A 12,546-nucleotide genomic window follows, 5' to 3' on the forward strand; every position below is an offset into this window, starting at 1 on the left:
ATGAGCACCCCCGCAGAAGCCCAGTCCAGCGCCGCAGCGGCGCCCGTATCCGCCGTCGAGCAGCGCCTCGCGGAACTCGGCATCACCCTGCCCGCGGTCGCCGCCCCGGTGGCCTCCTACGTTCCCGCCGTAGTCTCCGGAAGCCATGTCTACACCTCGGGCCAGTTGCCGTTTATTAACGGCAAACTCGAAGCTACGGGCAAGGTGTCCGCGGGCACCGAAGGGTACGCCGACGAGCCCACCGTTTCCCCGGAGGACGCGCAGCGCTTCGCAGCGGTCTGCGCCGTCAACGCCCTGGCCGCCGTCAAGAGCGTCATCGGGGACCTGGACCGGATCACCCGGATCGTGAAGGTGGTGGGATTCGTCGCTTCGGATCCCTCGTTCACGGGCCAGCCCGCCGTCGTCAACGGTGCCTCGGAACTGCTGGGCCGCGTCCTCGGTGACGCCGGGCAGCACGCACGTTCCGCCGTCGGCGTTGCCGTTCTTCCGCTCGACTCTCCCGTAGAGGTCGAGCTCATTGCCGAATTCAGCTAAGACCGGACACTTCCCTTGCCGCACCTCGCACGACGCCTTTTTGCACTTCCCCAAGACCTTGAAGGGGCGGCGCAAAGCTGGCTCGAACACGGCGAGCGCACCCCCCGGGCCGCGCGCTACGCCTCATCCGTAGTCCTCCTGCGTGATTCACCCACCGGCCTGGAGACTTGGCTGGGTTACCGGCCCGGCTCCTCGCCGCTGGGCGTCCTGGCGTTCCCCGGCGGGTCCCTTGACCCGGCCGACGACGACGCCATGGGTTGGCTGGGACCCTCACCGCAGCATTGGGCCGAGCAGATGGGAACGGACGACGTCGGGCTGGCCCGCCGCCACGTGGTGGGCGCCATCCGGGAACTCTTCGAGGAGACCGGCGTGCTCCTGGCCGGTCCCGACATGTCCAGCACGGTGGAGGCCACGTCCACGTCCGAGTGGATGCGGGCACGCGTGGCGGTGGCCGACCAGGAGAAGACGCTTGCCCAGGTGCTGGGCAAGCGCGGGCTCTCCCTGCGCACCGACCTGCTCAAGTCCCTCGTCAACTGGCGCAGCCCCGACTTCGCGCACCGCCGCTTCGACACCCGCTACTTCGCCGCCACGGTGCCGCTGGGCCAGGAACCTTCGCTGCTGGACGGCAAGGGCGTGTGGGGCAGGTGGGTCAACGCCGCGCAGGTGATCCAGGAGCGGAACTCCACGGCGCTGGGCGACGAGGCAGGCCAGGAGAACACGGTGGGCCGCCCGCTGGGCGAACTGCTGGTCCCGGGTTCCGAAATCATGCTCGAGAAGATGGCCGCGGCCAACGGCTGCATTGCCTACCTGAGCTACAAGCGCAAGCCCCACGTTTACCAGCCAACCCTGGTTGAAGAGGACGGCAGGCTCATGCTCGAAGTCGAGGCTGCCAAGACCGTGGCGGGGGACCACCAGCGCGAACGCTGACGCTCCACGGAGCCGGGTAAAATCTTCACCAAAGCCACACCGGGAGCAAGGGGGCGCCTTTGCGCGCAACGGTCAAGGACGTAGCGCGCCTCGCAGGGGTTTCGCCAAAGACCGTCTCGAACGTCATGAACGGCATTGTTCCGGTCAGCGGCCCCACCAGGATCAAGGTGGAGCAGGCCATGGCGGAACTGGACTACGTTCCCAACCTCTCTGCCCGGGGACTGCGCAACGGAAGGTCGGGCGTCATCGCCCTGGCCCTGCCCGATCTGGCCACGCCGTACTCCGCCGAGATCGCACACAGCGTGGTGGAGGTGGCCCACGAGCAGGGGTGGAGCGTGCAGATCGAGGAGACGGGGTCCGATCCCACGCGCGAATACGAGCTGATGTCGCGGGCGCGGTCCAACCTCATCGACGGGCTCATCCTCAACCCCGTGGTTTTGGACGAGAGTGCCGTGAAGGTGGGGGTTGCCCTGCCTCCGGTGGTCCTGCTGGGTGAGGTGACGCAGAAACTGGCTGACCGTGTATGGGTGGACAGTGTTGCCGCCGCACGGGACATGACGCTGGCGCTGGGCAGCACCGGCAGGCGCCGTATTGCCGTGCTGGGGGCCGCGGAAGGCAGGGGCTCGGCGGCGGCCGTCCTCCGCACCCGTGGGTACCAGGCTGCACTCGAAGAACTTGGCATTGGCTGGGATGACTCACTGATCATCCCCTGCGAAAAGTGGAGCCCGGATACGGCGGCGAAAGCGCTGTCCACCTACCTTGACTCGCATCCCCTGCCCGAGGCCTTGTTCTGCTTCACCGACTCCATGGCCATCGGGGCCCTCAGTGTGCTGTGGAAGCGGGGCATCAGGGTGCCCGACGACGTGGCCGTAGCCGGCTTCGACGACATCGCCGACGCCAGGTATGCAGTGCCGTCGCTGACCACCGTTTCCTTTGACAAGCGCCAGGTGGCCAGGGAGGCCTTGCGCCTCCTGACCGAGCGCATGGCCGACCGTGAGGGCCCGCAGAAGGTAGTGGCCATCGATTACCGGATCGTGGAACGGCAGAGTACCTCCTAGGCTCCTGCCCTCCGACCGGGATCCTGGCGCGGGAGCCCTAATCGAGAGTGGCGGGTCACTTTGCGAACGCTAACAATTATCCATTGCGGTGGCCATTACATCGATGTAATGTGAGGCGTGCGTCACACCGGGGGCCCCGCGGGGCATGGCTGCCCAGCATGCGGCAGCAACGGTTTGTGGCGCGGGAATGACTTTCAGCGGACCCATCCAAAGGAGTGACGGGTGAAGCAGTTTGATTTTTTCGCAGGCAGGCAGCTGTCGAGACGGCAGCTGTTGTCGGGAACCGCAGCAATGGGCAGCGTCATTGCTGCGGCGGCCCTGGCAGGGTGCGGTGGGAATGCCTCCGCAGCGGCCGCCAGGGACATCCAGTTCTGGCATCTGTTGTCCGGCGGCGACGGCATCAAGATGCAGGCCATGATCAACAAGGCGAACGAAGCCAACCCCGGGTTCAAGGTGCACCCGACCGTCCTAGCGTGGGGCCCGCCCTACTACACCAAGCTCGCCATGGCCTCGGCTGGCGGCCGGCCGCCGGAGTTGGCCATCATGCACGCCAGCCGTGTCCCGGGCTACGCCCCGGGCGGCCTGATTGAGCCCTGGGACCTCTCGCTGCTGGCAGAGCACGGCGTCACCGGCGCCGACTTTGCCCCGCGGATCTGGCAGAAGAGCCAGCAGGACGGCAAGGTCTTTTCCATCGCCCTGGATTCGCACCCGTTCATCATGTTCTACAACACGGACATTGCCCGCAAGGCCGGCGTCCTGGGTGGTAACGGGCAGCTGCAGGAGGTCACGTCCCCGCAGGGGTTCATGGCCATGGCCAAGGAAATGCAGAAGGTCACGCAGGCCCACGGGTTGTCCTTTGGCTACCTCGGCAGCGGATCCCAGATGTGGCGGCTGTTCTACACGCTCTACAAGCAGCACGGCGCGGACATGACGCTGACGCCGGGCCAGCCGATGAAGGTTGACCGGGACGCCGCCATTGAGTCGCTGGAATTCATGGCATCGCTTTTCGACGACACCATTGCGGCAAAGAGCGGCGACATCAGCACCGGCATCGCGGAATTCGCCCGCGGCGGCTCGGGCATGCTGTTCAGCGGCGTCTGGGAACTGCCGACCATGAAGAAGGCAGGCCTCCCGGTGGACGCTGCAACGATCCCCACGCTCTTTGGCACCCCGGCCGCGTACGCGGACTCGCATTCCTTCGTCCTGCCACGGCAATTGAACGTGGACGATACGAAGCGGCGCGATGTCTACAAGTTCGTCAGCGACATCCTCAAAGGATCGCTGTCCTGGGCGGAGGCAGGACACATCCCCGCCTACCAGCCCGTGGTCCAGTCCCAGGCGTATAAGGCCCTCACACCGCAGGTGCATTACGCCAACGCCGCGGACGTCATTGCCTACGATCCCGAAGCCTGGTTCAGCGGCTCCGGTTCCGACTGGCAGACCTACTTTGCCGAAAACGTCCAAAACGTCCTCCTAGGCCGCGACAAGGCAGCGGCCGGATGGGACGCCTTCGAAAAGCGCACCAACACCCTTCTTTCCCGGCCAAATCCGGTCTAACCGCCCGAGCGACAAAGGAGTCCTTCATGAGTTCTTCACCAGCAGCCCGGCGCAGGACCGGGAGCCTCGCCAGGAGCAACCTCAGCGGTTGGGGGTTTGCGGCGCCCTTCCTGGCTTTCTTCGTCGTCTTCCTGGTGTGGCCGGTTCTTTACGGCATCTATATGAGCCTCACCGGCAAATCCCTTACCGGAGCCAACGACAGCGTGATCGGTTTCGCGAACTACGCCGAAGCCTTCGCCGATGCCGACATGTGGCGTTCGCTCGGCAACACCCTCTACTTCACCGTCATCAGCACGGTCCCGCTTGTGCTGGTCGCTTTGGTGATGGCGGCACTGCTCAACGCCGGCCTGCCGGCGCAGTGGCTGTGGCGCCTGTCCTACTTTGCCCCGTACCTGCTCGCGTCCACCGTCGTTTCGCTGTTCTTCAGCTGGATGTACAACCCGCAGCTGGGCCTCATCAACGATTCCCTGTCCAGGATCGGCATCCCCAAAGTCGCCTGGCTCAACGACCCCAACGTGGCCATGTGGGCCATCGTCATTGCCACGCTGTGGTGGACGGTGGGGTTCAACTTCCTGCTGTACCTGGCGGCCATGCAGAACATCCCCCAGCAGCACTATGAGGCGGCATCCCTCGACGGCGCCGGAGCCTGGCGCCAGCTCTTCTCGATCACCTTGCCGCAACTGGGCCCCACCACCGTGATGATCGTGCTCCTCCAGGTCCTTGCCTCGCTCAAGATCTTCGACCAGGTGTACCAGATGACCGCCGGCGGGCCCGGAGGGTCCACCAGGCCGGTGGTGCAGTACATCTTCGAAACCGGGTTCACCGGCTACCGGCTGGGCTATTCCGCAGCCATCTCCTACATCTTCTTCGGACTGATCGTGGTCGTCTCGGTCATGCAGTTCGTCATCACCCGCCGCAGGAGTGCATAACCATGGCAACCCAGACCATCAGCCGGCCCCGACCAGGCACCAACACCAGCCAGGAAACCCGCCAGCCCCGCAAGACGATGACCCCGGGCAAGATCGCCACCCTGGTGGTGGCCGCGGCCATCGCGGTCCTGTGGCTGATCCCGTTCGCCTGGGCCACCGCCACCGCCTTCAAGAGCGAGACGGATGCCGCAGCTCCGAAGGTCAGCTGGCTGCCGCCGTCGGGCTTTACTGCCGACGCATTCGTCAAGGTCTTCCAGGACGGAAACATCCCGCTTTGGACGTGGAATTCCCTCTATACTTCGGCCGCCATCACGGCCATCACCCTGGTGATCTCGGCGCTCGTGGCCTACGCCCTGTCCCGGATCGACTTCAAGGGCAAGAAGGTGCTGATGACGGTAATCATCGCCTCCATCATCGTCCCGCCGCCGGTCCTGATCATTCCGCTCTTCTACCAGATGCTCGCCCTGCACATGGTGGACACCTCATGGGCCATCATCCTGCCCCAGGTCATCCACCCGGCCATGGTGTTCGTACTCAAGAAGTTCTTCGACCAGATTCCCCGCGAACTTGAGGAAGCCGCGGTGATGGACGGTGCCAGCCGCATGAGGATCTTCACCCAGATCATCCTGCCGTTGTCCCGGCCCATCCTGGCCGCCGTCGCCATCTTTGTGTTCATCGGCGCATGGAACAACTTCCTGTGGCCGTTCATCGCCACCAACGACGCCTCGCTGCTCACCCTCCCGGTGGGCCTGCAAACCATCAAGAGCGCCTACGGCATCCAGTACGCGCAGAACATGGCGTCCGCCCTGCTCGCGGCGCTGCCGCTCATCCTCGTGTTCCTTTTCTTCCAGCGCCAGATCATCAAGGGCGTCGCGACGACGGGCCTCGCCGGAACCTGAGCCGGCACCTTCCGCCCATCCAGACCCACACCTGCGAACCAACCACAACCAAGGAGATGTCCCACATGTCCCGCGCACGGATCACCCTCGACCGCGACTTCACCATCGGCGAAGTCCCCCGACGCCTCTTTGGCTCCTTCGTGGAGCACATGGGCCGCTGCGTCTACACCGGCATCTACGAACCGGGCCACCCTGAAGCGGATGAAAACGGCTTCCGGCAGGACGTCCTCAAACTCGTCAAGGAACTCGGCGCCACCGTCATCCGCTACCCGGGCGGCAACTTCGTCTCCGGCTACAACTGGGAAGACGGCATCGGCCCCCGCGAAAACCGGCCCCGCCGGCTGGACGGCGCCTGGCACACCGTGGAGACCAATGCGTTCGGCCTCCACGAATTCGTGGACTGGTCCCGCCAGGCCGGCACAGAAATCATGGAAGCCATCAACCTGGGCACCGGGGGAGTGGACGCGGCCCGCGAGATCGTCGAGTACGCCAACCACCCCGGCGGCAGCTACTGGTCCGACCTCCGCGCGAAGAACGGCCACAAGGATCCGTTCAACATCAAGCTCTGGTGCCTGGGCAACGAGATGGACGGGCCGTGGCAGATCGGCCACAAGACCGCAGAGGAATACGGCCGTCTGGCCCAGGAAGCCGCCAAGGCCATGCGTTTCGTGGACCCGGACATTGAACTGGTGGCCTGCGGAAGTTCCAACTCCGGCATGCCCACCTTCGGCGCCTGGGAGCAGACTGTTCTGACCCATGCCTACGACGAGGTGGACTACGTCTCCCTCCACGCCTACTACCAGGAGCACGACGGCGACGTGGGCAGCTTCCTCGCCAGCGCAGTCGACACCGACTATTTCATCGAGTCAGTCATCGCAACCGCCGACGCCGTCCGGGCGAAGGGAAAGCACAAGAAACACATCAACCTTTCCTTCGACGAATGGAATGTCTGGTACCAGCGCGGCCGGGACACCGAGGACCAGCTGCGCAACGTCGCCAAGGCCGGCTGGCGCGAGCACCCCCGGCTCATCGAGGACAAGTACAACGTGACGGATGCCGTGGTGGTGGGAACCCTGCTGAACTCGCTGCTCCGCCACGGCGACCGCGTCAAAATCGCCAACCAGGCGCAGCTGGTCAACGTCATCGCCCCGATCTTCAGCGAGGAGAACGGCCCGGCCTGGCGCCAGACCATCTTCCACCCGTTCGCCCGGATGGCAGAGCTGGCCAAGGGCCAGATCCTGCGGTTGTCCGTGGACTCGGACCAGTACGCCAACAGCCGGTTTGGTGACACGGACCTGGTGGATGTCAGCGCCACCTGGAACGAGGAAACCGGCCGCGTGGCCCTGTTCCTGGCCAACCGCGGCCTGGAAGAGGCCGCGGACGTGGAGGTCAGCCTGCGGGGCTTCGACGCACGGCGGGTGGTCAGGGCGGAGGTGCTCGAGATCCCGGAAGGCGGCGACCGCTTCACCATCAACAACCAGGAAAAACCCGACCGGGTGGGCCTGAAGCCGCTTGAGGGAGCCAAGGCAACCGGATCTGAGCTCCGGCTGGGACTTCCCGCCCTGTCGTGGGCTGTGGTGGAACTGGACGTGGCGAAGAACTGACCCACGTTCCAGGCATAAAAGGTCAGGCACAAAAGGTCAGGCACAGGAAAGGCCGCCCCGAGGGGCGGCCTTTCCTGTTGGGCCTGGTTTTTGTTGGGCCTGGTATTTCTTGGTTCTGGTTTTTGTTTGTCCTAGCGGGAGCGCTGGCGGAGGCGCTGCATGTCCAGGATGACCACCGCGCGGGCTTCGAGGCGCAGCCAGCCGCGCTGGACGAACTCGGCCAGGGCCTTGTTGACCGTTTCGCGGGAGGCGCCCACCAGCTGCGCCAGTTCTTCCTGCGTGAGCTCGTGGGCCACCAGGACGCCGTCGGTAGCCGGCCGGCCGAAGCGGTCCGCCAGGTCCAGCAGCGCCTTTGCCACGCGGCCGGGGACGTCGGAGAACACAAGGTCCGAGAGGGAGTCGTTGGTGCGGCGCAGGCGGCGGGCCAGGGCCTGCAGCAGCTGGGCCGAAACCTCCGGGCGGGTGCGCAGCAGGGCGTTCAGGCTCTCGTTCTTCAGCCCGGCCAGCCGGGTTTCGGAGACCGCGGTGGCGGTGGCGGTGCGGGGGCTGGGGTCGAACAGCGCCATCTCACCAAAGAGCTCGCCCGGGCCGAGGATGGCCAGGAGCGATTCACGGCCGTCGGGCGAGGTGCGGCCAAGCTTTACCTTGCCGGAGACGATGAAGTACAGCTGGTCACCCTGGTCACCTTCGCGGAACACCGAAGCGCCGCGGGACAGGTCCACCTCGGTGAGCTCGTCCGTCAGCAGCCGGAATGCGTCGTCGTCGAGCGTGGCGAAAAGGGGTGCTCGGCGCAGTACCTCGATGTCCATGAAATCTCCTGAGTAAAAGTATCGGCTGTGGCGCTTGTGCCATTGTTTCAGAATTTTCAACGTTCTGTGACGAACTTGGCAGCCGAAACGCCTGCGGGCAACCGAATGCAGGTCTGCCGGAGGGCGGTGCACGCCACAGAAGATTGTCAGCGTCCGCCACTAGAATGGGGGTTCAACTGTAAATAAGGAGCCTTTGTGGTCGGCCTGACTGTCCTGGACATCGTCCTGATCCTGGCGCTGCTGTCATACCTGATCTATGGCCTCCGCAACGGGTTCCTGGTCACTGTCGGCGGCCTCGCCGGGTTTGCTGCCGGTGCCATCGCCGCATTCTTTGCCGTCCCCCTCGTCAGCACCTTTGTCGAGGACTCCGGGTGGAGGCTTACCGCCATCATCGCTGCCGCCGTCGTGCTGATGGCCGTGGGACATGGCCTGGGCACCACGGCCGGGCGGCAACTGCGCGGCGTGGTGCGGATCCGTCCCTTGCGGGCGGTGGACCGGCTGGTGGGCGGGGCGTTGAACCTGGTGGTCTCCGCGCTGGTCATGTCCATGCTGGCGTTCAGCGTCAGCTCCCTGGGCGTGCCTTTCGTGTCCCAGCAGCTGGCCGAGTCCAAGGTGATCCGCTTCATCGACGGGCTCACCCCCACCCCCGTCAAGGCCACCATGGCGCAGCTGCGGTCCACCGTGATCGGCAACGGCATTCCCACGTTGATCGAAGGGCTGGACCAGGGCCAGGCGGTCCAGGTGCCCAACACCAGCACCAACACTCCGGCGCTGAACAAAGCGGCGCAGTCCGTCCTGAGGATCGCCGGCACTGCCTACGAATGCGGCCAGAACCAGACCGGCAGCGGCTTCGTGGTTTCCCCGGACCGCGTGGTGACCAACGCCCACGTCGTTGCGGGCGTGTCGCAGCCGGTAGTGGAGATGCCCGACGGCGGTGCGATGCCCGGCCGCGTGGTCTACTTCGACACCAAGCGGGATCTGGCGGTCCTGGCGGTGGACAACCTGCCGTCCCGGCCGCTGCCGCTGAGCCGCGACCTGCCCGGCGGCAGCCAGGCCGCGTTCGCCGGGTACCCGCACGGCGGGCCTTTCCAGTCCAAGCCCGCCACCGTGCAGGACATTGCCACGGTCCTGGTCCCGGACATCTACGGGAACAACCCGTCCCCGGAGGACATCTACCGCCTTGCCGGGGACGTGCAGCCGGGAAACTCGGGCGGCCCGCTGCTGACCACTGACGGCCAGGTGGCCGGGGTGGTCTTTGCCAAGGCAACCTCTGACGCCGAGGTGGGGTTCGCCATCACCATGAACGATCTTGACCCGGTCGCGGAGCAGGCACCCGCATTGTCCACACCCGTCTCCTCCGGGCAGTGCATCCAGAAGTAGCGGCTCCCGGCTACAGGACCTCGGCCAGGTAGTCGATGGCAAGTTTGTAGCCGAACACCCCGGCACCAACGATCACCGCCGCGCAGACCGGCGACAGGTAGGAGTGGTGCCGGAATTCCTCGCGCTGGTGCACGTTGGTGATGTGCACCTCGACGGCGGGCACCTGCACCGCGGCCAGGGCGTCACGAAGAGCAACGGACGTGTGCGTGAAGGCGCCGGCGTTCAGGACAATGCCCACCGCGGTGCCCCGGGCGGCGTGGATGGTGTCCAGCAGGACGCCTTCGTGGTTGGACTGGACGCACTCCACTGCGAAACCGTGCCGCTCTCCGGCGGAAGCGGCCAGCCGCTCCACATCGGCAAGGGTGGAGGTGCCGTACTTCTCCGGCTCCCGCGTACCCAGCAGGTTCAGGTTGGGGCCATTGATGACCAGGATGGTGCCGCGGCCGGCTTCGACAGTGGAGGAGGCTTCAGTCATGCCTGCAAATCTATCGGTTGGCCCTGCCCGCCGCGCATTCTTACGTCCGGATGCGCGGCGGGCAGGGGGTCCGATGGCTGTTTAGAGGGCCGTCGCCTTCAGCAGCAGGGCATGCTCGGGGTTCAGCACCGGCATCGGCAGCCCTACCTCCGCGAGGAAACGGCCGTTGGCAACGGCTCCACCGGCAAGCCACGCCGGCGGTTGCGCCTGGGTGAAGGTGTGCGCGTAGTCGGCGTCCTCCTGGACGGGGGCGAGGACCTCAATCCGGTAATTCCGCTCCGGCTCCAGGCCGGGGAGGCCCATGCGTCCGGGCTGCTCCGCGGCAGAGGTGCGCGTGCCCACAACGGCGAACAGGGCCGCCGTCGTGCTGTCCGCGATGGACCCGTCCGCCACCACGCCGTGCAGCAGGAAGGCATCATCGGCGACGTCCGCGTGGACCCGGCGGCCGCTGTGGATCAGGTCCCGGTGTTCCTTGTACAGGCCCACGATGCGCCGAAGTTCGTCGCGCTCCTTGCCCTGGACGCTCCGGACGTCCCATTCCATGCCAAAGTGGCCGAACAGGGCGGTGATGGCCCGGAAGGACAGGTCGTGCGTGCGGGCGGTGGTGTGCGACGTGGTGGGGCCGATGTGGCTGCCCACCAGCTCGGGCGGGACCACCGCGCCGGTCCAGCGTTGGATGGTCTGCCGTTCCAGCGCATCGTTGCAGTCCGAGGCCCAGATCCGGTCGGTCCGCTCCAGGATGCCCAGGTCCACGCGCGCGCCGCCGGAGGAGCAGCTTTCAATCTCCACGCCGGGGTGTGCCTTGCGGAGCTCGTCGAACAACCGGTACGCGGCGAGGGTCTGCGCGTGGACGGAAGGGGCGCCGGCGTGGCCGTGTTCCACGAGGTCGCGGTTCTGGTCCCACTTCAGGTAGCTGATGTTGTTGCCGGACAGGAGCCCGTCGATCCGGTCGTAGATGTACTGCCACGCGTCCGGGTTCACCAGGTCGATGACGTGCTGGTTGCGCCACTCCAGGGGCAGCCGGCCGCCGTCCTTGTGTGCCTTCGCCGACGGGCCCACGATCCAGTCAGGGTGGGCGCGCGCGATGTCCGAGTCAAGGTTGACCATCTCCGGTTCAACCCACAGCCCAAACTCCATGCCGCGGGAGGTGACGGCGTCGATGAGGGGGGCCAGGCCGTTGGGCCACAGGGTTTCGTCCACGTACCAGTCGCCCAGGCCTGCATGGTCGTCCCGGCGGCCGCGGAACCAGCCGTCGTCGAGCACGAAGCGCTCCACGCCGAGGTCGGCGGCCGATTCCGCCAGTTCGGTCAGGATGTCCAGGTTGTGGTTGAAGTAGACGGCCTCCCAGACGTTGAGGACGACGGGCCGCGGCTTGCCGGCGGGCAGGCCGGTGGACGCGGCGGGCAGGACATGGTGGGGACGGGAGCGGAACCAGCTGTAGAACGCTTCGGTAATGCCGTCCAGGCCGTGGTCGGAGTAGGCGGCGAACAAAGCGGGGGTGGTGTAGCGGGCACCTGGTTCAAGGATGACTTCGGCGGGACCCAGCAGCTCGGAACCGCCGATCATGGTCCGGCCGTCGCCGATGGTGTCGGCGAACTGTTCATGGTTGCCGCTCCAGGCCAGGTGGGTGGCCCACACCCTGCCGTGCCGGTTGCCGAAGCCCTTGGTGCCGGCGGCGAACAGCAGGGAGGAATCGTGGCCGGTGCGGCCGTGCCGGCCGGTGCGAACCCAGGTGCCCTGCTGGATGGGGCGGCGCTGGGGATGCCGCTCGCGGCACCAGCGCCCGGTCAGGTCAAGGAGTTCGACGGCGTCCGGTGCCACGGGCAGGACGGTCGCCAGCTCGTCCACCTGGAAAGGCGTGGTTCCCTCATTGGTGATGGTGTGGCGCAGTTCCAGCAGGCCGCCCGCATGAAGCGCAAGGGACGTGGCGACGCTCAGGCCCGTGTCGCCGTCGGCCTGCACGATGGTGGCGCAGGATCCTTCGGTGCTGACGGAGGTGACGCGGAGGCGGGAGGAGAAGTCCCGGCCGGCGCCGCTGTCCGTGATCCTGTGGCCACGCAGGGCCGGGCGCCCGCGCCAGGCCGAGGAAGCCTGGGGGAGGAGGCCCGCGGGAACGCGGACGTCGATCGACGAGGGCGGCACCGCAGCCGTGAGGATGGCCAGGTCCGGCAGGTCTGCGCCCAGCTCGGCGCCCCAGTGGATGACTTCGGCCTCTCCGCTGTCGAAGCTGATCACCAGGCTGGTGCCGGCGGAACGGAGGTGCAAGGGATCCATAGGGAAGTCTCTTTCAGTGTTCAGGGATTGCGTCGTCACGAACGCGCAAAAGGAAAATCACGGGAAGGGGAGGCCGGGTGCCGCCGCCGCGAGGAGGGGA

General features: G+C 66.3%; 11 protein-coding genes. 8 read left to right on the forward strand and 3 right to left on the reverse strand.

What is annotated here, in order from left to right:
* The 7 genes from ASG79_RS16505 to ASG79_RS16535 all read left to right on the forward strand — a co-directional run bounded on the left by ASG79_RS16505 (position 1) and on the right by ASG79_RS16535 (position 7,508).
* On the forward strand, positions 1–534 hold the full coding sequence (locus tag ASG79_RS16505; RefSeq protein WP_056392565.1) for a RidA family protein: 534 nt from the start codon (positions 1–3) through the stop codon (positions 532–534).
* Positions 535–549: 15 nt separating this feature from the next.
* Complete coding sequence (locus tag ASG79_RS16510; RefSeq protein WP_018768981.1) at positions 550–1,461, forward strand: NUDIX hydrolase; 912 nt, start codon at positions 550–552, stop codon at positions 1,459–1,461.
* Between the two features lie 59 nt (positions 1,462–1,520).
* Positions 1,521–2,519, forward strand: a complete 999-nt coding sequence (locus tag ASG79_RS16515) for a LacI family DNA-binding transcriptional regulator (RefSeq protein WP_026265720.1) — start codon at positions 1,521–1,523, stop codon at positions 2,517–2,519.
* 291 nt (positions 2,520–2,810) lie between these two features.
* Positions 2,811–4,076, forward strand: a complete 1,266-nt coding sequence (locus ASG79_RS16520; RefSeq protein ID WP_377204863.1) for an extracellular solute-binding protein — start codon at positions 2,811–2,813, stop codon at positions 4,074–4,076.
* Between the two features lie 26 nt (positions 4,077–4,102).
* Positions 4,103–5,005 (forward strand): carbohydrate ABC transporter permease, encoded by a 903-nt coding sequence (locus ASG79_RS16525; RefSeq protein ID WP_018768978.1) that lies wholly within the window; start codon positions 4,103–4,105, stop codon positions 5,003–5,005.
* Positions 5,006–5,007: 2 nt separating this feature from the next.
* A complete protein-coding gene (locus ASG79_RS16530; protein WP_056392567.1) occupies positions 5,008–5,904 on the forward strand; it encodes a carbohydrate ABC transporter permease in 897 nt (298 codons plus the stop codon).
* Positions 5,905–5,969: 65 nt separating this feature from the next.
* Positions 5,970–7,508, forward strand: coding sequence for an alpha-N-arabinofuranosidase (locus ASG79_RS16535; protein WP_018768976.1), 1,539 nt, complete (start codon positions 5,970–5,972; stop codon positions 7,506–7,508).
* 131 nt (positions 7,509–7,639) lie between these two features.
* Here the strand turns inward: ASG79_RS16535 and ASG79_RS16540 are convergent, their stop codons facing one another.
* Positions 7,640–8,317 carry a Crp/Fnr family transcriptional regulator gene (locus tag ASG79_RS16540; RefSeq protein WP_011775987.1) on the reverse strand — a complete coding sequence of 226 codons (678 nt, stop codon included), beginning with the start codon at positions 8,315–8,317 and terminating at the stop codon, positions 7,640–7,642.
* Positions 8,318–8,512: 195 nt separating this feature from the next.
* On the opposite strand from ASG79_RS16540, the gene ASG79_RS16545 reads away from it, so the two are divergent.
* Positions 8,513–9,697, forward strand: a complete 1,185-nt coding sequence (locus tag ASG79_RS16545) for a MarP family serine protease (RefSeq protein ID WP_056392569.1) — start codon at positions 8,513–8,515, stop codon at positions 9,695–9,697.
* 10 nt (positions 9,698–9,707) lie between these two features.
* Here ASG79_RS16545 and aroQ read toward each other — a convergent pair whose 3' ends face one another.
* Positions 9,708–10,172, reverse strand: a complete 465-nt coding sequence (aroQ, locus tag ASG79_RS16550) for a type II 3-dehydroquinate dehydratase (protein ID WP_056392571.1) — start codon at positions 10,170–10,172, stop codon at positions 9,708–9,710.
* Between the two features lie 81 nt (positions 10,173–10,253).
* Positions 10,254–12,446: an alpha-galactosidase gene (locus ASG79_RS16555; protein WP_056392573.1), complete on the reverse strand. Its 2,193-nt coding sequence runs from the start codon at positions 12,444–12,446 to the stop codon at positions 10,254–10,256.
* Positions 12,447–12,546: the final 100 nt, after the last annotated feature.

The sequence above is a fragment of the Arthrobacter sp. Soil761 genome (genome assembly GCF_001428325.1).
GTDB lineage: Bacteria > Actinomycetota > Actinomycetes > Actinomycetales > Micrococcaceae > Arthrobacter.

What these genes read in the sequence shown, in the direction of transcription:
- ASG79_RS16525 (WP_018768978.1), top strand. Translation starts at nt 4,103, where the DNA reads ATGAGTTCTTCACCAGCAGCCCGGCGCAGGACCGGGAGCCTCGCCAGG.
- ASG79_RS16555 (WP_056392573.1), bottom strand. Translation starts at nt 12,446, where the DNA reads ATGGATCCCTTGCACCTCCGTTCCGCCGGCACCAGCCTGGTGATCAGC.
- ASG79_RS16520 (WP_377204863.1), top strand. Translation starts at nt 2,811, where the DNA reads ATGGGCAGCGTCATTGCTGCGGCGGCCCTGGCAGGGTGCGGTGGGAAT.
- ASG79_RS16535 (WP_018768976.1), top strand. Translation starts at nt 5,970, where the DNA reads ATGTCCCGCGCACGGATCACCCTCGACCGCGACTTCACCATCGGCGAA.
- ASG79_RS16505 (WP_056392565.1), top strand. Translation starts at nt 1, where the DNA reads ATGAGCACCCCCGCAGAAGCCCAGTCCAGCGCCGCAGCGGCGCCCGTA.
- aroQ (WP_056392571.1), bottom strand. Translation starts at nt 10,172, where the DNA reads ATGACTGAAGCCTCCTCCACTGTCGAAGCCGGCCGCGGCACCATCCTG.
- ASG79_RS16540 (WP_011775987.1), bottom strand. Translation starts at nt 8,317, where the DNA reads ATGGACATCGAGGTACTGCGCCGAGCACCCCTTTTCGCCACGCTCGAC.
- ASG79_RS16530 (WP_056392567.1), top strand. Translation starts at nt 5,008, where the DNA reads ATGGCAACCCAGACCATCAGCCGGCCCCGACCAGGCACCAACACCAGC.